Source organism: Flavobacterium hydatis (genome assembly GCF_000737695.1).
In the GTDB taxonomy this organism is placed as follows: Bacteria; Bacteroidota; Bacteroidia; order Flavobacteriales; family Flavobacteriaceae; genus Flavobacterium; species Flavobacterium hydatis.
Genome location: NZ_JPRM01000040.1, coordinates 35,934 through 55,622, shown reverse-complemented (window position 1 = coordinate 55,622; position 19,689 = coordinate 35,934). Strand labels below are relative to the sequence as shown.

The window sequence follows — 19,689 nt, the reverse complement described above, 5'->3', positions numbered from 1 at the left end:
CTGCTCCAAATGCAGGAACAAACGGAACTTTGACTTTATGTTCGGGATCTACTCCTACAGCAGCGCAATTGTTTGCTCAACTAGGCGGAACACCAGATACTGGAGGTACGTGGACTAATGTTGGAAATATTTATACTTACACTGTAAATCCTACCTCTCCTTGCAGCCTAGTTGCTACTGCTACTGTAACTCTAAACATACAAGCAACACCGAATGCAGGAACAAACGGAACTTTAACCTTATGTTCGGGAGCAACTCCTACAGCAGCTCAATTGTTTGCCCAACTAGGCGGAACACCAAATACTGGAGGTACGTGGACTAATGTTGGGAATATTTATACTTATACTGTAAATGATGCCTCTTCTTGTAGCTTAGTTGCTACAGCTACAATAACCCTAAATACACAAGCTGCTCCAAATGCAGGAACAAACGGAACTTTGACTTTATGTTCGGGATCTACTCCTACAGCTGCGCAATTGTTTGCTCAACTGGGTGGAACACCAGATACTGGAGGTAGATGGACTAATGTTGGCAATATTTATACTTATACTGTAAATGATGCTTCTTCTTGTAGCTTGGTTGCTACAGCTACAGTAACCCTAAATACACAAGCTGCTCCGATTGCCAAAGCAGGTAGTCCGGTTGTAATTACTTGCGCTTCACCAACTATTATGCTCAACGGAACTGGTTCTGATGTTTTGGGTGTTACTTATTTATGGACTGGAGGAACTATTATTAGTGGTTCTAATACTTTAACCCCTGTTGTAAGTTCTAGTGGAGTATATACTTTAACGGTCACAAATAGTATTTTAGGATGTAGCACTAGTGATACAGTATTAGTAACACAAAATACGGACAACCCAGATTTTACTTTTTCTAAAACTGGAGTTAATCAATATACAATAATTACATCAGGAGGGATTGCTCCTTATCAATATAGTATCAATAGCGCTAATAATTATACTTCTAATCCAATTTTCAAGATTGATTCCGCTGGAAATTATACTATTTACGTTAAAGATGACAAAGGTTGTGTCTCTACTGATACAGCATACTTAACATACGAAGGAATAGAGTTTCCAGAATTTTTCTCCCCAGACGGAAATGGAAATAATGATTATTGGTACCCTACAAAAATAGAAGATTATCCAAATTTAGAAGTTTTAATATTTGATAGATACCAAAGATTAATCATGACTTTTAAAGGAAATACAACAATGGGTTGGGATGGAACATATCAAGGAAAACCTTTGCCAACGGGAGACTATTGGTATGTTATTAAAACTAACAACGATAAAGATAGAAGAGAATTTATAGGCGGAATGACCTTATTTAGATAAAATGAAAAAAATATTATTATTACTTTTTATAATTACTATTCTTCCCACTTATGGGCAAGAATTACAACTCGCACCAACAAGTCAATATTTAGCAGATAATCCCTTTGTCATTGCTGGAGCCTACGCGGGTATTGGTGAATACTATAAAATACGTCTTACAGGCGAGGCACAATGGTTGGGAGTAAAAGATGCGCCACAAACACAGTCATTATCTTTTGATGCCAGAATTGCAGATCGTTCAGGTATTGGAGCTATTTTTTTTAATGATAAAAATAGAAACACTTCTCAAAAGGGAGGACAGCTAACTTATGCACATCATATTACTATATCTGAGTTTAATAATCAGTATTTGTCATTTGGGCTTTCTTATAAATTTACTAATTTTAATATAGATATATCCGACATCATCACGTCTGATCCAAGTGTTCAGTCTTATAATGTGAATAATTCAAATTTTGATTTAAGCTTTTTATATCGCTTAGAAAATTTTTTCATCAGTTTTAATGCAGTAAATATTTTAAATAAAACTGTAAAACCTACGATCTTAAAAGAACCGATGAATATTAGAAACTATTATTTATATACAGGATTTCTTTTAAAAAATAAATTTTCTTCTATAGAATATGAGCCATCTATTCTTTATCAAATATATGAAAGTGATGGTCGGTCTAGCCTTGACCTTAATCTTAAAATTCGAAAAATGACAGGAGAAAATTATATTTGGGGAGGAGTAAATCTACGTTTATTGGCAGATCAATCATTTAAGGCTAATTCAATTGCTCCTTTAATAGGATTTCGGCAAAATAAATTTTATGCTGCCTATTCATTTAATATTAGTTTAAATCAACTTCAAAATTATAATTCAGGAACCCACATGTTGACTATAGGATTTGATTTAAAAAATAGACCAAGTAATTGTATGTGTGTAAATTAATTATCTTTTTTTTAATGGATTACTCTTGCCTATTTACGTGATTGCCGTTATAAAAAAATAGTGTTTTTGATCTGGGGAATTAAAAATCCCGCATTCTACAATATAAAAACAGGTAGAATTACGCTTAAAAATCCGGATTTTACTGAGTTTATTTGTTAAAGAGTTTTATTCATAAAAGAATAAACCCATAACTAAACCACCTAATCATGGAAAACTATTTACACGGCTTACTTGACGAAGACAACGACGTCATTATCCAAGACTACTTAAAATACATTGACGGGGGAATCCCATGTACGGATAAACCAAAAGACGTATTAATCATTGGTGCCGGAATGGCCGGAATGGTAGCCGCAGCAATGCTAAAAGAGGCTGGACATAATGTTACAATAGTCGAATCAAACACCCGTGTTGGTGGCAGGATCAAGACTTTCAGGAATTCTAAAGACAAAAAATATTTTGAAGACGACAGTGTTTATGGTGAAGCGGGTGCAATGCGTATCCCGACCATACACAAAATGGTGCTCAAATACATTAAAAAACTCGGGCTCAAAACTGAACCTTTTTATTATAAATCTGTCGATAAAGAACAGGCAATCGCATATCAGGCAGGCTTAACTGATCATGAACCGAAGGATACTAGAAATTCCCTTTTCTACGTTAACCGCAAACGTGTTGTGCAGAATGAATATATCCGAAAAGATGGAGCTAAGGTCGATGTAAACAAACTACTAGACTTTAATCTGGACAGCAGCGAAAATAAGCGTGCCGACGAGTTAATGGCCGCTCTCATTGATCCGCTTAAGGATTTTATTGCAAAAAATCCTGAGGAAAACTGGCCTTTGCTTATTGAGCGTTACGGAGAATATTCGATGCGTCGTTTCTTAAAGGAAAATTCAGAGTATTCAGAAAATGCCATAGAAATGATTGGAGTAATGCAAAATCTAGAGTCCAGAATGGCCTATGATTTTATCCAGAGTTTTATTGAACAAAATATCATCAAGGACACTACTACGTTTAAGGAAATTGTGGGCGGAAGCGACTTGCTGCCAAATGCATTTTTTAAAGCTTATAGTCTCGAGGAAAACACCTATTTTGATTGCAGAATGACCAAAATGATGCTCGTTAACGACAAGGTAAAGATAGAAGTAGATATTGAAATAAAGCGTGATCCTCAGTATTATGAAGACGCAGGATTCAAAGCATTAAAAACGCCAGTTAATGATCTGGAATTTGATGAAATAATTGTCACCATACCTTTTTCGGCATTAAGGCATGTGTATGTAACACCACAATTTGATCAGCAAAAAAGAAAAGCAATCCGAGAACTGCACTACGATTCTGCTACTAAAATATTACTCGAGTTTCGAGAAAAATGGTGGCAGGAACCTCCTTATAATATTGTTGGCGGTGGTACAATTACTGATTTCTCGAACCGTTTTACCTATTATCCGAGTAATGATTTAGGAGCTAAAGGGCATGGTGTTGTGTTGGCATCTTATTGCTGGTCAGACGAAGCAAGCCGCTGGGATTCTATGGATGACGATGACAGGTATTTTTATGCGCTTAAAAATCTGGCTATCATGCACTCTGATGATGAGGAAGAACAGCAGCGCATTATAAATCTTGCAGTAATTAGCTCGAGCATTAAGGACTATAAAAAAAAGGGCGGAAAATTAATAGGTGGCGCAACACAAAGCTGGATGCGTGATCCTTATGCTTATGGCGAAGCAGCAATATTTAACCCAGGACAGTTAAACTTATTGCAACGACATATCATCTCAACCGAATGGGATGGAAAAGCACATTTTGCTGGAGAGCATACTTCCCTGAAACATGCCTGGATTGAAGGCGCCATCGAATCTGGAATCCGTACCGCGCTCGAAGTCAACGGAAATATCGGTAACCTGAATAACCCAATTTAAGATGTCAGAGCAAAAAATCACCGTTGCAAAATACCTGCAAATACGTCTGGAACAATTAGGACTAACTCATTTATTTGGAATTGCAGGCAATTATACCGCGCCGTTTTTAAATACTATTCAAGAAGATAAAAACGCAAGAATTAAAATCGTTAACGACACAAATGAAATAAATGCGGGGCATTGTACAGATGCCTACGCACGTCAGAACGGTTTCGCTGCTGTAGCAGTAACCTATGGCGTGGGAGCATTTACGCTGCTTAATTCGGTTGCAGGTTCTTATGTAGAACACTGCCCCGTGCTTGTCATTAATGGAGCTCCGACAAACAAAGATCAGCAACGAAGCCTTGTTCAGGGCATGCTGGCATCACATATGACTGGTGATATGTACAGTAATATCAATGTGTTTCGAAACGTTACTGTTGCTGCAGAACAAGTTACAGGAGCATCTGATGCTCCTTATAAAATTGATTCCGTGCTAAATGCCTGTATTTTATACGGAAGACCGGTTTATCTTGAAGTTTTTGAAGATGCATGGCGAATGGAATGCGACCCTCCTATCGCTCCATTAGTAGAAAGAGAAGCATCTAAATGCCAGACAAGTGCACGCAAGGCTGCTCAAAGAGTAGCTAAAATGGCAAAAGGAAAAGAAATTATTTTCTGGGGTGGCATTGAGATACAGCGCTACGGTATTCAAGACGAATTCCTGGATCTGATTGAAACTACCGATACAGAATTTGTGACCTCTATACTCGGTAAATCAATCGTATCCGAAAATCATCCTAAGTTCAGAGGTGTTTTTAATGGTAAGGCATCGCCAAAAGATGTCAAGGAACGATTTGAAAAAGCTCAACTAAAAATTGGCCTTGGCGTATGGACTACAGGTAAAAATCTAGGTGGTTTTGATGTATGGAAAGAAGATACGGTACTTGCCAATCACAGTGGTGTAAGGATTGGTGCTTCTTATATAGCCAATGTGTCGCTAAGAGATTTTATGATATTCCTGCAAGAAGAACTTACCAAAGTTACTTTTAGTGCTTACGAAATGTATGATACAGAAATACTTCCTGAATCATTTTTTCTCGCTAATAACAGCATGCTGAAAAAAGGACAACAAGAACTTACTTATGATACATTTTTCAGCCGAATCAATGATTTTATAGACAAGAGACATATAGTGGTTGCCGATGCGGGTTTCCCTTTATTGGGCGCCCAAGGCATTCGTATTGAAGAACCTAACGGATTCGTAGCGCAAGCATCATGGCTTTCGATAGGTTATTCTGTTCCTGCAGCAACCGGAATAAAATGTGCAAGGCCTGATAAAAGGGCGGTCGTATTTGTGGGCGACGGTGCTTTTCAGGAAACTTGTCAGGCTATATCTACGCAGAATAAACTGAAACACGACACCATTGTTTTTGTTTTGGATAATGGTATTTATGGTATTGAACAAATGCTTGTTAATCCGAATCCGTTTCGTGGTGAAGACAAGGTTGAATATAGCGTTCCCGATTTAAACAACGTTTATGATTACAATGAAATGCATCGTTGGAAATATGCAAAACTCGTTGATGTATTTGGAGGCAAAGGTTTTGAAGTCAACACTCTCAACGAACTCAAAGCCGTTTTGGAACAACTTGAGAACATCAAAGAAAATACCATTGTACATGTAAACATACCTAAAACATCAATTCCAGAAGCAATTGCTTATAAAACAGATGAACCTGGAGAGGATGAATTCCTGAATGAAGAATGGAGTTTATGTTAGGTTTAAAATAAGTTTATTTAAAAAAATCCGTTAGGATAAACAAAAAAGCCATCTCAGTTCTAATTCCTGAGGTGGCTTTTTTTCTATAATGTTAGAATTAATGTAACTAAAATTCAGCTGTAGTAGTGTATCAATCCACACATTTAACAGTCTTTCAATACTTTGTTTATCATCTAAAATGTCATTAAGTTTAATTTCTAGTCGATTTTTAATTTGACAATACTCAGATTTAACTTTTTGATGATCGGCTTACTTTATGTAATCTATATTTCTTTCTGTTGTAATTATTTCAGATCCTTGAGAATCTTTTCGAATCCAATTCCCTTTTTTATCATAAACATAAATCACATTTTCTTCATTAACAATGTTATTATTTTCATCAAGTGTTGTGATTTTAATTATATCATTATTTTTATTATATAAATATTCTTCAATATTAATAGTTTCTTTTCCATTCCAATATTGAGAATATTTTTTTCTTGACAACAGCCCTTTTATATCATATGATTGCAAAGTTTTACTATAAAGTTTATCTCTTATATAATAATTATCTTCAATTACTTTTCCTTTTTCATTTTCAATCCTTTCAAAGGTTTTTGACTCTACTTTTTCATCATTAAACTCAAACCGTATAAATGTTTTAATATTTCCCTTTTTTATTAATTCATTTCTATATACACTTGGGCTATTTGAATATGTGATTTTATTTATTTCTCCATTATTATCGTATTCATATTCAAAATTTTTATCTAATTCAAGGTTATCTTCTGAATCATACGTTTCTACTTTTGATATTTGGTTTAAAGAGTTATAATACTTTTTTTTCTTTGAATCAAATTGATCTCTTACAATACTTTTCTCTTCAATTATATATCCATTTTTATTAAAAACATAAAAATTAATTTCTTTACGAGAATTGAAATCCGAGCCTTCTACTATTATTGAAGGCATCTTTTTTTCGATTGTTTTTATTGAGACAATATCACCTTTCAAATTCATTTTCTCTAAGTCGGTTATTTTTTTTTGACTAAAAGATATTTGAGTCATAAATAATAAAGATAATAGTAATTTTAATTTCATATTTTAAGATATTTAAAAGTTTTTTTACGCCGTTTTGTATTACTCTCATACAAGGTCAGTCTCTGCAAAAACTTCCATTAGGTTAGAAACAAATATAGAAAAAACATTAGTATTGTATCAGTTTTTTTCTGTTTTCAAGAATGCAACTTATCATATCTATTCCCCATTACCAGCTACGTTTTTATAATTAGTAATTTGTTCAAATTCTTCGATACTTTGGTAGATTAAATACAGAGTCCTTATTTTTTTCTTCAGGCAGATTATTATAATATTTTCTATTTTAGATGTTTTGTGGTGTCCACATTTTTAGAAACTTAAACTTTTTTGAGTATTCCTCTCTAGGGCAAAATGCCAAACAAACTTCCTTGTTGTCAAGTGAAGATTCTGTAAGCACTACAAAATCAGTTTCATTTTTAAGTTTTTCAAATTCTATTTCATTCACTAGGCAAACGACTTTTTTAAATATCCCATTTATCCATTGTATCATATTCTCATTTTCTCATTTTCTTCAAATTTTTTGTAACAAGCCAATGATGCGTGCGCTGATATTACTGGAACCATTTTATCTGGAATATTATCTTTCACGATAATGTACATTTTCATATGTTAAGCTTTATAAAGATGATGATTACCCTATCATTTTATCTTAGGTTTAATCAATTAAAAGATGTTTTAATACAAACAAAATTAAGTTAAATATATCTTACCAGCATAATGCATTCATTTCTCCTTTAATATTGGTATGTACAAAAAACCAAAAAGCCACCTAAAAATTAACTTAGGCGGCTTTTTTTAATATAATTAACTACTTAAGTAGCTAAAATGAGATAATAAAACTTTGAAATAATTTACTACAAGTTATTTTTTTTATTATTTCAAAGGATAAGGTTTGTGTATTACACGTACAATAACCATATTTTGTGGTTGTACCGGAACTCCGTTAACTTGCTCCGGAAGAGATTGTGTATATTCATTAACTCCACTGTCAAGCCTTGTCATGGTTGCCAATGCGGTACTACCATTAGGAAAAGTTAATATCCGGATACCATCTCTTAACTCAAAAGCTCCTTGCGCTCTTGGAGTTCCCTCAGGGTCATTTACATTTCTAAACTCAAATGTACCTGAATTGGTTTCTCCCGCTGCCAATTTCCAAGTCGAAACACTAACTGTACCCGGATAATCAGCTATTTTATTCTCTGTTCCTCCATTTACAAAAACTTCAGTAGTTTGCCATCTGGTAGAAGTTATTATTTGACCAGGAGTTTGCACAGGTGGTACAATCTGAACATCATCATCTGAACTACAAGAAACAGACATAAATAGAATACTGGCAAACATAGATGCATAAGCATACTTTCTTCTTTTTAAATTCATCATTTTTTTCATAAGTATTTATTTAATTGTTTATACTAATAATTAAGCTAACCTTTTGCATATCAAAATTGCATGAAACAATTCCTAAAACTGTTCTTTTCCCCGCAAAGGTTATTTATGAGACTAGTACTAAGAATCCATCTAATTCTAATCTCATTATTCTATTTGTTTAACAGAGCACAAGGATAGATAAAAAAATATCTATAAAAAGGCATAAAAACATCACATTAAGGTACTTTTGACTATATCAGCTATAAGATTAAAAAAACAACCTTTTTTGCACCTTAAATGCGGTATACCGATTTCTTCAAATCCTACATGAAATGTTTTGAAAAATTTACCGTCGAGCTCACAAACTGAAAAACCCATTTCATTAGAAATGGGCTTCTTTTATATTTTTTGAGCTATTTAATCAGTAACAAACTAAATTTACTTAATTCCTATCGATATTCTTTATGATCCACATAGAATGTGCAATCAGGAAACAGTTCTTCCAGCACGATTATCTGTTCCAAAATCTGTTCATTCTCGAGCTCAGGAAAAGAATCATCAATTTCTGCTAAAGATGAAACATAAACCTTTTTTAGATTTTTCAATTGATTCAGGGCAACCAAATCTTCCAAAATAATCTCCGTTCGCCAAATATCCAGATATTCCAATTCTGTAAGTTGATTTAAGTAAGGTAAACTAGCTTTTGTAATTTTCGGGTGTTTCATGAGCGTGAGGCTTTTCAGCTGCTGCACTTTGGAGATATGTTTTACACCTTCATCTGTAATGGCAGTATCTTTTAGGTATATAGAATGAATGATTTTTATTTTGTCAGTAAGCATTGCAAAATAATCGTCATTATAGTCCTGATCATCTACTCCGGCAACTACAGACACTTCTAGAGGAATATCTTTAGAGTCATTGATTTGACAAAAATGCCACCAAAATGTTTTTTCTTCGCCTTTGAGTTTCATTGCTTTTGTTTAATTAAAAATATTCAGGATATAAATAATCAATTGTGTTAAAGTAAATTAATCATCTAGTTTATTATAAATGTAATAAAATTAAAGAAAAGTCAACTCAAAAACTTAACTCCAGACACAACAGAATCTAAAACATTTCCATATCAATTATTCTACTTTCCTGTTACAAGAAAAGTAAAAGATCTATTTCTTAAGCTTCCTGAATCATCCTACTGATAATAACATTATCATCTCTTCTTGAGCAGTTAAATATTTTATATAACATAGTTCATTAACAAATCAACAACAACCGATATTCGCCATCATTTTCTATTGGTGCCCTATGAATACAAGGGAGTACTTCTTGTTTTGGATGATCTACCGCCAGTCGCCAAAGATTCCCTAACCCTAAATTAATTGGTTCTGCACCCTCATTTATCTGATAATGCAAATCAAAATAATTTTCCTTCAAGAAGTCTTCGAAATCTTCTTCTGGTTCATCATGCAACTCTTTTAATTTTGCTCGAATTTCAGGAATTAGAATTTTTTGTTCCGTCTGCGAATTAGAAACAATATCGCTTGCTGCTCCGTGATAGGTACATAAAAAAGTATCTGTTGCAATGGGCGAACGATCTACATGAAACGAATACACATCGGTAGATATGAAATCAAATTCATCATCACGATCATAACACTTCAGTAAATTAAGAGACGGTGAAGCTCCAAAGTCAGCTAATAATTGCAAATCATTTAAGATTATTTCCCTTGCTATACTCCCCTTTTCTGATAGTTGGAGAGCGATTAAATCTTCAGGAAAAACTTCGGTTATGTTTTCTTTTAGAGATAACTGTGCTACAATCTCATTAAAATCGCCATCCAGATTTCTGTGCCAGCATAGTGCGTTCATTTCTCCCTTGAAACTGGTATGTACAAGATCCGAAAAAGTAGATACTACTCCTATTTGGCTGCTGCCAGAAAATGTATTATTCATCGTATAATATTAAAAAGCGAGTTGCTTCGTACATTACAAAATTATGTAATCGTAGTCAGTTGAAAAATTTTTATCGATATAAACTTTTGGAGTTGCTTTGTGGCAAAAAAACAAGCACGCAGATTCAGCAGATTTTTTATTGGTGTAAAGCGAACTCTGCGAGAATCTTTGTGAACTCTGCGATAAAAAAAATTAATGAGTATATCTTAAAACATTTAGCGTTGATTCTATTTTATTCCGTTACAGAATCAATCTGATTCGTTTTCTTAATTTTCTCAACTCCCCTTTCTCTCATTAATTCTACTGCATCGAGCATTTTTATTATATGTTTTCCCGTTCATTTGGTCAAGTAATATGAAATTATATGCGTTTTTTGTAGAGTAAAGTGTAAATCTTCCGTTTACTTCTTCTGTCATCAATACAAGTGAGTCTGCATTTAATACTAACTCACCTTCGTAGCCATCTTCCGTTATAGAAAAATGTACTTGCCACATTTTTCCATTTCGAGTATCCAATTTAATAAAAGTCCAATAGTTTTCAGTTGGAAATAATCGATAAATGGGAGCTTCAGCTTGCTTTTCTATCTTTTCTGTTGTATTTATACTATTTAGTGGCGTTTGTCCTTGTAAAGGCAAAACAGATAAAATCAGTACTATAATCAGCATAAAATTTCTAGTCACCATATTTTTCTTTGTATTGTGTCTGTTGATTAGTATTTTCTTAAATTACTCTTTGTCTCCAATCGCACGAATTTCCATAAATTTACTTGTAAAATCTATTGAAATATTCAAGCAAATTATCTATTTTTAATGAACGTACTTCATCATATTTTCCTAAAAAAAATTTCTTTCCTGTAGCTTTGTTCCACAACCATATTTCATTTCCTGTTTTAGTCATTAGAAATTGATCAGTTTCAGTTTCCTTTATTTGAAATTGCGGTTGTAAAAAATTATCAAATTGGGGTTCTACCAGAACATCGTTTTGTGTGTCATAAAATCCCCATTTGTCAGCTAAGCGAATTTGGATTACTGCCCAACGTTATATTTGATTGGAATAATTAGTTTCCCTTGCGTGTTGATAATACCTTGTTTACATTCATGATAAGAGGAATTAACATCTTCGCCGTAAGGGTGAACTGTTGTGCAATTATCGTAAACAATAGCAAGGCCATTTTTAAAAGAACCTACTTGTTCGTATTCACAAGCAATAACGATATTCCCTCTATCATCAGCAAACCCCCATTTTCCGTTTTTTTGAACAGGGATAGGTGCGCTTGTTTGTGCCAAAACGCAATTCAAACTTGTCACTATCACCAACAATAAATTTATCGTTAAAACTTTATTTACTTTCATTGCTTTTGATTTCTAAATTTATGGTCAGTCACCTACAGTAAAACAATTCCAGAGTCAATCATTTCTAACTGCAAAGTCGTCCTCTTACCCCTAACGTTCCACGACTACAGCGAGTTTGTGACTAAATTAAGCCAATTGTCCGAATCCGCTGTAGTAGCTGTTACCATCCGTTTTTTTACTCCGTTTTGTCGTCTTCTATTTCGGCTATTAAGTAACTATTTCTTTTAAACCAATATATTAAAGCTCCAATTGGAATATTAAATGAAATTAACCAAGCTGAATATAAAGTTGTTTTGGTAAAGCTACTTCCCAAAAGACTAAAATTTAGAAAAGAAAAATTAGTTTGTCCACTATTCCAATCAATTACAAATTTTGGAAAGCATATAAATAATATAACTAAACTCCAAATTACTTTTTGCTTTGTAGTAATTCTACTTTTTAACATAAAAACCAAAGTTATAATTATGAAAAGAGGAATTAATATTGTAAAAATTAAGAATGTATAATGTACAAACGTTTTGTTTTCAAATGTAAATTTTGTTAGCTCTGACAGTTTTCCAGGTAGGATTTCACCATTAAACATTACAACAGAAAATTTATTGTTTTTCTCAACAATACTAGTTCTGAATAAAATGTTTTTATTTTCAAATTCATATTCGTAACCCAAATTGTATTGGGTAAATTTTTCTGAATTTGTTGAGAACATTGTTTTCCAATTATATTCAACAACTTTAACCGTTTTTAAATTTCCTCCATTAATATTTTTATTTGCGTTTGTTATGAATTCTTTAGTTTTTTCATTTAGAACAGTTGGTTCAATGTCAGAAAAAGAACTTTCTAATTGACCTTTTATAACTTTGTTTATAAAGCTTGTAGAAAAATCATCAGCAGGTTTTAAACTTTCTGGAATTATAAATTCAGTTGGGGAATTGCAACTAAAAAAAAGAGTAATAAAGAATAATAGGTAAAAAGTTTTTGTCATTATTTTGTATTTAGTTTTTCGGTTTTTCTTTTCAAGATAGCAGGTAATGTCAGCCTGTGAAAAACTTCCATTTGGTTAGAAACAAATATAGTAAAACAGTAGTACTATAACAGAGCTTTTCGTGTTTTTAAGAATGCGAAATTTCCTTAACAAATCAACAACACATCACATTATAGAATATCGGAACGAGTACGAAGTCGAGAGACTTTGCAAAGCAGTCCTTTCAATAATTCTGAAGACAACTATTATAAACAACAGTTATTATTAATTATTGAACATAATACGGAATATTATATAAACATCGTACTGGATTTACATCTTTGATTGCTGGAATCCAGTTTGGAGATAATCTTAAAACCCTTTCTAATTCTTTTCCTGTTTCGTAACCAAAATCACGAATAATTTTTATTTCAGACAAACTGCCGTCTTTTTCAATTTTTATAGTTGCAAAAACACCGCCTCTAGAAGCTTCATCATCCTTTAATTCTTCTGGAATAATATAATTTTTCTTCAAAAAAGCATGAAATTTTTCAATACCTCCTGGAAATTTTGGGAGAATTTCTACCGCAGAAGTATTATAAACTTCATTATCCTCTGGCTTACTATCGTGATGCTTTTCTAATTTTATTGTTTGTTGTGGCACAGTCTTTTTGATATTTTCAGAATCTGGTTTTGCCATTACCGGAACAGTAGTATTTTGGCAGCTCAATAACAATAAAAAACTAATGGCTATTAAAAAATTTCTTATCATAGTTTTTTCTTTAGTGGAGAATTTATATGTAAAAAAACAAAATTTATTCCATTTTGAAGTCAAATAATTTAATACAGTTAAATTAAATTTTGACGAAACTTTTTAGACTTTTAATGATATTCTTAAACCTTATTTTCAGCATGATAGTTATTTGCATATCTCATATTTGAGAGATACAAATAACTACAAAATATGAATGAAGATATTTTTAAACCAAAAACTAATTTAGATCCTTCAGAGTACAAAAATTTATTTGGAGATCCTTTTTGGAATCAACAAGGAAGTCCAAAAGCTGGCAGCTTCTATCTTCAGCTGAGCGAAAAAGAAAAAGCTTTAATGTTAAAAAAGAATTACCTTGAAATGATTAAAAAAGCAAGGGAAAGAAATTTTAATATGGCAGCAGATTGTTTACAATGGTGGTTAGACGGATCTGGGTTTACAAAAAATATTGATTTTAACTGGTTGAGAAAACAAAAAGAAGTTATTGCCGCAGAAAATTTAAACCTTGAACGTTTTGCAGAAATGCTTGAAAAATATGGAAAAACTTTAAAAGAAGAAGGCGATGTTGCAAAATATGATGATCATTTTGAACACCAAGTGAAAGGTAGTATTTTTGGAGAACTATATTATGCGAGTGGAGACAGTACTTTAAGTTCACATTGTTATTTTAAGATTACTAAAAAGAAAAACAACTTTTTAGTAACTGGCATAATAAAACATTTTTGGTGGGACAGTTACAATTGGCACAAAGAGGCTAATGCTTATATTCCTAGTTTTGGTTATGTTAAAGATTCAGATGCTTTGTTAGTAGAAAAATACTGTGAAGCAAAACCATTTGATATGAAAAGTGAATGGCAACAAAGTTTTGACAAATCCTTTCAATCAGGTTTTTTAGGCGGTTTGAATATTAATTTAAAAGAAAATAAATGAAAAAAAAAGTCTATGTAACATTCGTGATTCTAATAGTTTTATTTTCAGCATATTTATATTGGCAAAACAGGTATGTAGAACTTCAGCCAGTAATCTTAAATGATGATGTACACCGAGTTAAAGTGTTTAATCGTAATATAGTATTTTTTCAAAATGACTTCTATCGAATCGCTGAAAAAAAAGAAACCCCACCAAATTTTTATAAGAATATTAAATTTGTTTTAGATCATCAGATAAGCAATTATATCGTTAAGGATGGTGTGATTTACATTAAATATAAATATATGAACGACTTAGAAATGATTTGGAATTACACCAATAAAACTAATGATCTTACTTGGATAAAACAGAAAGAGGAAGAAGATATATTTAATAAAAATGCAAAAATAAAGAAAAACTAGATCGTATTCATTAAAATAGAATAATGAAAAAGAAAATATACATAACCTTAGCAACTCTAATCCTTTTGTTTTTGGCTTACTATTATTGGGAAAATAGATACGTAGAACTTCAGCCAGTAATTGCAGCAGAAGGAGAATATACTCGCCGAATAACATTTTTTGACAATGATCTTTACAAATTTGCTAAACCAAATGAGATTTCTCCAAGTTATTATAAGAACATAGAATGGGTTTTAGATGATTCCAGAATAGATTATATTGAAGAAAATGGAATTATTTATGTTCGAAATAAATTTCTAAACGACATGAATATGGTCTGGAATTACACCACTCGAGCTATCTCTACAAAGTATTTTAAACAAGAAAGAGAAAGTGATAGTCTATATCTTATTAGAATCAGAAACCGTACAGATTTTCGGAGAAACAAAATAGATTCTATTTTAAAAACTATAAAGACAGACTCTATTAAATTCCTTAGAAATCAAGGAAATAAAGAGAATTAAATATTATTTCATTAAGGTATTCATTAAAATAGAATAATGAAAAAGAAAATATACATAGCCTTAGCTACTCTAGTTCTTTTGTTTTCTGGTTACTATTATTGGGAAAATAGATACGTAGAGCTTCAGCCGGTAATTTCAAAAGGATACAATCGCCAAATAGTATTCTTTCAAAATGACTACTTTAAATTTGCGAAACCAAATGAGATTTCTCCAAGTTACTATAAGAATATAAAATGGATTTTAGATGATTCCAGAGTAGATTATATTGAAGAGAATGGAATTATTTATGTTCGGAATAAATTCCTGGACGACATGAATCTGGTTTGGAATTACACCACTCGAGCTATCTCTACGGAACATTTTGAATTAGAAAAAAAGAAGAATTAAACACTAATATTATGGGGTTTCGTGATTAACTACTTTTCTTATTACCATAAATCTATTCGGTTTTAAAGCATTAAAAAAACTTTCCTCAACTTTATTGTCTCAAAAATTTGCTTAACGGTACTTTTTTCATCATAAAAAACACAGACTATCAGATATTTACAAATAACTTATTCAATAATTAGAAAACTATTCCGTTTAAATATTTTTTCCATTTCAAAATTTTGATGTAAATTTTCACCAATATAAAAACTTATATTCTTATGACACGACAAAGTATATCATTAACTGCTCCTAATGAAGAATGGCTAAAAAATCAGGTTAATACAGAAGAGTTTAGTAGTAAAAGTGAAGCTATTAATTATTTGATTAAGCAAGCTCGTTCACAAGAAGAATACTATGAGTTTGTGAGAGCTAAAATAGATAAGGGAGAAAAAAGCGGTTTTGCAAAGAAACAAACTAGACAAAAAATGTTAGCCGAATTAAAAAAAGATCTGCCTAATTTACCATTATCGGAAGGCTAGACTTTTAAAACAGTTCAATTTGTCGAGAATATCTTTTTTCCTTAGAAATTTAGACCGCAATAATCCCAAAATATTTGCTTTTGCAATGAAAATTAAAACTTTATAATCAATACTATGGAATACTCAAAAAATTACACCGTTGCAGATGCACATATAGATGTACAAGGCATTATGGATGGCTTATATTACCCTTTTTATATGGAGGAATGCCGCCATGATTATATCAGAGAGATTCTGGGTTTTGATTTTGTTCAACAGGCAGAAAATGGTGTATTTATGGTTTTATCAGAGTATAAAATCAAATTTATACGCTCACTCAAAAAAGATGATAATTTTGATGTGACTTGTGCTGTATATACAGATGCTCAAGGATTGCCAAGATTGCATTTTAAACAATCGATAATAAAAAACGGAAAAATAATGGCTTCAGCTGTATTTACAGGAACTTGTATTCCTGCAACTGGAGGAAGACCTTATTTGCCTGAAGAGTTGAAAGCAAATTTTGCTGATGCGACTTCATTAGAAGTTTAACAACTATAATAAAGTTAAACTACAATTTAGCTTTATCAAAAATTAGCATACTGTGTTTTATAGGTAAACATGATTTTAGAATTAAAAAAGGCATTGAAAATCAACTACAAATTGATAATCAATGCCTTTTTTAATATAGTAAAAACTACTTATTTTTTGGTTTTAAAAACTTTGTAACATATAAAAAGAATACCTAACCAAATAGGAATTAATTCTACAGATAACTTCATATCAGTCATCCACATGATGGATAAAATACCAAATAAAAACACAAAACAGATGTAGTTACTTACTGGATAAAATATGGAAGGAAACTTCGTTTTTGTATTTTCCTTGTCTTTTGCATGCCTAAATCTTAAATGCGTATAAGAAATCATAACCCAGTTAATAATTAAAGAAGACACCACCAGAGACATTAAAATACTAAAAGCCTCTTCTGGCATTATTTTATTTATTAAAATACAAATAGCTGCAAAGCATGAAGATATTAAAATAGCATTAATTGGCACCGAATGTTTGTTTAGCTTCATTAAAAACTTAGGAGCATTGCCCTGATCTGCCAAACCGTATAACATACGTGAGTTGCTATATACGCTACTATTATAAACTGATAGCGCTGCGGTTAATACAATTAAATTAAGCACATTAGCAATAAGGCGTGTAAAATATATTTTGTTGCCAAAAAGCTCAAATTCCATTCCGTTTAGATTTTGAAAAACCATTACAAATGGGCTACTATCTGTAGTAATTTGTTGCCAAGGCGACAAAGCAAATAAAATTACCAATGCACCTACATAAAATATAAGGATTCTATAGATAACCTGATTTGTAGCTTTTGGAATGTTTTTTTCTGGATTTTCGGCTTCTGCAGCGGTAATCCCAATTAGTTCTAACCCTCCAAAAGAGAACATAATAAGTGCCATTGCTGATAATAGTCCTTGAAAACTACCCGATGGAGTTTTCTCGAAGAATCCTTTAGGGAAAAAGCCTCCATCGTTATATAAATTATGAATCGTAGCGTGTTCTCCTCCTGTCCCACTTATTAGCAAATACGTACCAAAAAGGATCATGGCAATAATTGCGACAACTTTTATGATCGAAAACCAAAATTCAGTTTCTCCATACACTTTTACGGAGGCAAAATTTAAAGCATTAATAACCAGAAAGAAAAATAAACTGGATGCCCAAAGCGGAATTTCTGGCCACCAGAACTGTACATAAACACCAATGGCTGTAAGTTCAGCCATACTAACTAAAATATATAAAATCCAATAATTCCAACCTGATGCAAAACCAGCAAAAGAACCACAATACTTATAGGCAAAGTGACTAAAACTTCCTGATACAGGTTCTTCGACAACCATTTCGCCAAGTTGTCTCATAATAAAAAAAGCAATAATTCCAGCAATAGCATATCCTAAAATAACTGATGGACCTGCTAATACAGCTGCTGGACCAATACCTAGGAAAAGACCTGTTCCTATAGATCCGCCTAAGGCAATTAACTGGATGTGACGGTTAGTCAGCCCACGTTTTAGCTGATTTTCTTGTGCGTCTTCATGTTGTTTTTTCACAAATTAGATTTTTAAATAAGTTAAATGTACTCACAAATGTATAAAAAGCGAATATAAGTTAAAAAAGGAATCCTACAAAGCATATAATATGCCAAAACTCAGATAAAGAATCATATAAACGGAATAAATATTATCAAATCATTATTTAATAATATCATAAAGGATTGATTAACAAATGTTCTTCGTAGGTAAGACAATCCCCTACTCATCTTTCTGTTCTAATAGTAAATTTAAAGAAATACTGAAAATAAGTTTTTTTTAAATACTTATGTATATTTGACTTAAGATGCCTTAATCTAATCTCTAAAAATTATTTTACCAATAACCTTAAACTGAAAACTAATTGAAAATAATTAAAAGCAAACTCGCTATAATTCTTTTATGTTTCATCTCTCTTACTTCTTGTAAAAAAGATGAAAAAATTTCTAACAAGGAAATAAAGAAAGAAAATAAAAACACTCCAGAAGATAGTAGCGAAGTAAAAAAGACAACTACTTTATTCTCTTTTAACAATCAGGATAATACCGAAATTATTAAAATATCAGGTAGCGAAGTTAGCGATGAGGATAATTTTTTGCTTGCAGGTGATAAAAATATATTGATAGTTTCGAAGTATAAAAAGAATAAGGGAATCCAACAATTAATTAAGAATGATACTTTGCTAATAAGTGATTACAATCATGTCACGATCGACGAGCAACTTTTTTTAAGAAAAAAGATTCAAAATATAGATTATTTTCTATTTGCATTAATGGAATCTCCTTTAGGGAATGGTGACCCTGGATTATATTTGAGTTTTATAATGTTAAACATGAATACCCTAAAATTTTATACCCTAAAATATGAGGGAGAACCTACTTTAAGATCTGATAATGCTGTTGATGGTGAATTTATAAAAAATACAGCATTAGATCATAACCCTACAATTAAAAAAGAATTGTATCAGTTTGCTCAAAAAAGCAAATGGGTTTACAATCCATCCGAAAAGGAAAAAGATATTAATTATTATAAGAATTTTGAGCAAAAATGGCATTCGGATAATTATCCTAAGACTACAGAACCTTCTTATCCTACTGTTCTAAAAAGCACTTATTATACTGAAAATTTATTTCAATTTAATGGTAATTATGATAATGATCAAGTCATTGAAAACACTGATTTTAAAATTGTTACTTATTTTCGCCATAACATTATAGGTTATGACAAGAACAAAAAATTATATTTTCCGATTGCTGTAGAATCCTGCGCTACAGGATGTGATAAAAAAATAGAATTTGTATCTACACATGAAATAGAAATATCATACGAAATGAATATACAGGAAGCTGATACTATTGATTTGAATAAAATAAAATTTGAAAATAGTCCTCTGTAAAAATTTAAAAATAAACACAAACTCAA

21 protein-coding genes are annotated in these 19,689 nt (G+C 31.8%); 11 read left to right on the top strand and 10 right to left on the bottom strand.

Features of this window, described 5'->3' with window-relative positions:
* The 4 genes from IW20_RS20450 to IW20_RS20435 all read left to right on the top strand — a co-directional run.
* The coding region (locus IW20_RS20450; protein ID WP_035626848.1) for a T9SS type B sorting domain-containing protein at nucleotides 1-1,340 on the top strand (1,340 nt) is incomplete at its 5' end.
* A gap of 1 nt (nucleotide 1,341) precedes the next feature.
* On the top strand, nucleotides 1,342-2,274 hold the full coding sequence (locus tag IW20_RS20445) for a PorP/SprF family type IX secretion system membrane protein (protein WP_035626846.1): 933 nt from the start codon (nucleotides 1,342-1,344) through the stop codon (nucleotides 2,272-2,274).
* A 206-nt stretch (nucleotides 2,275-2,480) separates the two neighbouring features.
* Nucleotides 2,481-4,199, top strand: coding sequence for a flavin monoamine oxidase family protein (locus IW20_RS20440; protein ID WP_035626844.1), 1,719 nt, complete (start codon nucleotides 2,481-2,483; stop codon nucleotides 4,197-4,199).
* A 1-nt stretch (nucleotide 4,200) separates the two neighbouring features.
* The gene (locus IW20_RS20435) at nucleotides 4,201-5,961 is read left to right on the top strand and encodes an alpha-keto acid decarboxylase family protein (RefSeq protein ID WP_035626842.1); all 1,761 of its coding nucleotides are present in this window, start codon (nucleotides 4,201-4,203) and stop codon (nucleotides 5,959-5,961) included.
* A gap of 249 nt (nucleotides 5,962-6,210) precedes the next feature.
* On the opposite strand, the gene IW20_RS20430 is transcribed toward IW20_RS20435, so the two are convergent.
* The 9 genes from IW20_RS20430 to IW20_RS20390 form a co-directional block, all read right to left on the bottom strand.
* Nucleotides 6,211-7,041: a hypothetical protein gene (locus tag IW20_RS20430; RefSeq protein ID WP_035626840.1), complete on the bottom strand. Its 831-nt coding sequence runs from the start codon at nucleotides 7,039-7,041 to the stop codon at nucleotides 6,211-6,213.
* A 280-nt stretch (nucleotides 7,042-7,321) separates the two neighbouring features.
* Nucleotides 7,322-7,483, bottom strand: coding sequence for a hypothetical protein (locus IW20_RS26795; RefSeq protein ID WP_240478519.1), 162 nt, complete (start codon nucleotides 7,481-7,483; stop codon nucleotides 7,322-7,324).
* Nucleotides 7,484-7,911: 428 nt separating this feature from the next.
* Complete coding sequence (locus IW20_RS20420) at nucleotides 7,912-8,427, bottom strand: hypothetical protein (protein ID WP_035626836.1); 516 nt, start codon at nucleotides 8,425-8,427, stop codon at nucleotides 7,912-7,914.
* Nucleotides 8,428-8,855: 428 nt separating this feature from the next.
* Nucleotides 8,856-9,377, bottom strand: a complete 522-nt coding sequence (locus tag IW20_RS20415) for a leucine-rich repeat domain-containing protein (protein ID WP_035626834.1) — start codon at nucleotides 9,375-9,377, stop codon at nucleotides 8,856-8,858.
* Nucleotides 9,378-9,657: 280 nt separating this feature from the next.
* Nucleotides 9,658-10,356, bottom strand: coding sequence for a hypothetical protein (locus IW20_RS20410; RefSeq protein ID WP_035626831.1), 699 nt, complete (start codon nucleotides 10,354-10,356; stop codon nucleotides 9,658-9,660).
* 275 nt (nucleotides 10,357-10,631) lie between these two features.
* Nucleotides 10,632-11,021, bottom strand: a complete 390-nt coding sequence (locus tag IW20_RS20405; protein WP_165571465.1) for a hypothetical protein — start codon at nucleotides 11,019-11,021, stop codon at nucleotides 10,632-10,634.
* Nucleotides 11,022-11,381: 360 nt separating this feature from the next.
* Nucleotides 11,382-11,708 carry a WG repeat-containing protein gene (locus tag IW20_RS20400; protein ID WP_035626829.1) on the bottom strand — a complete coding sequence of 109 codons (327 nt, stop codon included), beginning with the start codon at nucleotides 11,706-11,708 and terminating at the stop codon, nucleotides 11,382-11,384.
* 175 nt (nucleotides 11,709-11,883) lie between these two features.
* Nucleotides 11,884-12,690 carry a hypothetical protein gene (locus IW20_RS20395; protein ID WP_035626827.1) on the bottom strand — a complete coding sequence of 269 codons (807 nt, stop codon included), beginning with the start codon at nucleotides 12,688-12,690 and terminating at the stop codon, nucleotides 11,884-11,886.
* A 268-nt stretch (nucleotides 12,691-12,958) separates the two neighbouring features.
* The gene (locus IW20_RS20390) at nucleotides 12,959-13,441 is read right to left on the bottom strand and encodes an energy transducer TonB (protein ID WP_051886055.1); all 483 of its coding nucleotides are present in this window, start codon (nucleotides 13,439-13,441) and stop codon (nucleotides 12,959-12,961) included.
* A 192-nt stretch (nucleotides 13,442-13,633) separates the two neighbouring features.
* Between IW20_RS20390 and IW20_RS20385 the strand changes: the two genes are divergently transcribed.
* The 6 genes from IW20_RS20385 (at nucleotide 13,634) to IW20_RS20360 (ending at nucleotide 16,714) form a co-directional block, all read left to right on the top strand.
* Entirely contained in the window at nucleotides 13,634-14,371 is a 738-nt protein-coding gene (locus tag IW20_RS20385; protein ID WP_035626825.1) for a hypothetical protein, read from the top strand.
* A complete protein-coding gene (locus tag IW20_RS20380; protein WP_035626823.1) occupies nucleotides 14,368-14,772 on the top strand; it encodes a hypothetical protein in 405 nt (134 codons plus the stop codon). The genes IW20_RS20385 and IW20_RS20380 overlap by 4 nt, the downstream gene beginning before the upstream one ends.
* A gap of 23 nt (nucleotides 14,773-14,795) precedes the next feature.
* Entirely contained in the window at nucleotides 14,796-15,275 is a 480-nt protein-coding gene (locus tag IW20_RS20375) for a hypothetical protein (protein WP_035626820.1), read from the top strand.
* A 36-nt stretch (nucleotides 15,276-15,311) separates the two neighbouring features.
* Entirely contained in the window at nucleotides 15,312-15,662 is a 351-nt protein-coding gene (locus tag IW20_RS20370) for a hypothetical protein (RefSeq protein ID WP_035626818.1), read from the top strand.
* Between the two features lie 260 nt (nucleotides 15,663-15,922).
* Nucleotides 15,923-16,183: a ribbon-helix-helix domain-containing protein gene (locus IW20_RS20365; protein WP_035626816.1), complete on the top strand. Its 261-nt coding sequence runs from the start codon at nucleotides 15,923-15,925 to the stop codon at nucleotides 16,181-16,183.
* A 114-nt stretch (nucleotides 16,184-16,297) separates the two neighbouring features.
* On the top strand, nucleotides 16,298-16,714 hold the full coding sequence (locus IW20_RS20360) for an acyl-CoA thioesterase (RefSeq protein WP_035626814.1): 417 nt from the start codon (nucleotides 16,298-16,300) through the stop codon (nucleotides 16,712-16,714).
* A 149-nt stretch (nucleotides 16,715-16,863) separates the two neighbouring features.
* Here the strand turns inward: IW20_RS20360 and IW20_RS20355 are convergent, their stop codons facing one another.
* The gene (locus IW20_RS20355; RefSeq protein ID WP_035626812.1) at nucleotides 16,864-18,288 is read right to left on the bottom strand and encodes an amino acid permease; all 1,425 of its coding nucleotides are present in this window, start codon (nucleotides 18,286-18,288) and stop codon (nucleotides 16,864-16,866) included.
* 343 nt (nucleotides 18,289-18,631) lie between these two features.
* Here IW20_RS20355 and IW20_RS20350 point away from each other — a divergent pair, with 343 nt between their 5' ends.
* The gene (locus tag IW20_RS20350; RefSeq protein WP_035626808.1) at nucleotides 18,632-19,663 is read left to right on the top strand and encodes a hypothetical protein; all 1,032 of its coding nucleotides are present in this window, start codon (nucleotides 18,632-18,634) and stop codon (nucleotides 19,661-19,663) included.
* Nucleotides 19,664-19,689: the final 26 nt, after the last annotated feature.

Excerpts from the sequence above, each read along its gene's own strand:
- IW20_RS20445 (WP_035626846.1), top strand. The coding sequence starts at position 1,342 with ATGAAAAAAATATTATTATTACTTTTTATAATTACTATTCTTCCCACT.
- IW20_RS20440 (WP_035626844.1), top strand. The coding sequence starts at position 2,481 with ATGGAAAACTATTTACACGGCTTACTTGACGAAGACAACGACGTCATT.
- IW20_RS20435 (WP_035626842.1), top strand. The coding sequence starts at position 4,201 with ATGTCAGAGCAAAAAATCACCGTTGCAAAATACCTGCAAATACGTCTG.
- IW20_RS20430 (WP_035626840.1), bottom strand. The coding sequence starts at position 7,041 with ATGAAATTAAAATTACTATTATCTTTATTATTTATGACTCAAATATCT.
- IW20_RS20420 (WP_035626836.1), bottom strand. The coding sequence starts at position 8,427 with ATGAAAAAAATGATGAATTTAAAAAGAAGAAAGTATGCTTATGCATCT.
- IW20_RS20415 (WP_035626834.1), bottom strand. The coding sequence starts at position 9,377 with ATGAAACTCAAAGGCGAAGAAAAAACATTTTGGTGGCATTTTTGTCAA.
- IW20_RS20410 (WP_035626831.1), bottom strand. The coding sequence starts at position 10,356 with ATGAATAATACATTTTCTGGCAGCAGCCAAATAGGAGTAGTATCTACT.
- IW20_RS20405 (WP_165571465.1), bottom strand. The coding sequence starts at position 11,021 with ATGCTGATTATAGTACTGATTTTATCTGTTTTGCCTTTACAAGGACAA.
- IW20_RS20400 (WP_035626829.1), bottom strand. The coding sequence starts at position 11,708 with ATGAAAGTAAATAAAGTTTTAACGATAAATTTATTGTTGGTGATAGTG.
- IW20_RS20395 (WP_035626827.1), bottom strand. The coding sequence starts at position 12,690 with ATGACAAAAACTTTTTACCTATTATTCTTTATTACTCTTTTTTTTAGT.
- IW20_RS20390 (WP_051886055.1), bottom strand. The coding sequence starts at position 13,441 with ATGATAAGAAATTTTTTAATAGCCATTAGTTTTTTATTGTTATTGAGC.
- IW20_RS20385 (WP_035626825.1), top strand. The coding sequence starts at position 13,634 with ATGAATGAAGATATTTTTAAACCAAAAACTAATTTAGATCCTTCAGAG.
- IW20_RS20380 (WP_035626823.1), top strand. The coding sequence starts at position 14,368 with ATGAAAAAAAAAGTCTATGTAACATTCGTGATTCTAATAGTTTTATTT.
- IW20_RS20375 (WP_035626820.1), top strand. The coding sequence starts at position 14,796 with ATGAAAAAGAAAATATACATAACCTTAGCAACTCTAATCCTTTTGTTT.
- IW20_RS20370 (WP_035626818.1), top strand. The coding sequence starts at position 15,312 with ATGAAAAAGAAAATATACATAGCCTTAGCTACTCTAGTTCTTTTGTTT.
- IW20_RS20365 (WP_035626816.1), top strand. The coding sequence starts at position 15,923 with ATGACACGACAAAGTATATCATTAACTGCTCCTAATGAAGAATGGCTA.
- IW20_RS20360 (WP_035626814.1), top strand. The coding sequence starts at position 16,298 with ATGGAATACTCAAAAAATTACACCGTTGCAGATGCACATATAGATGTA.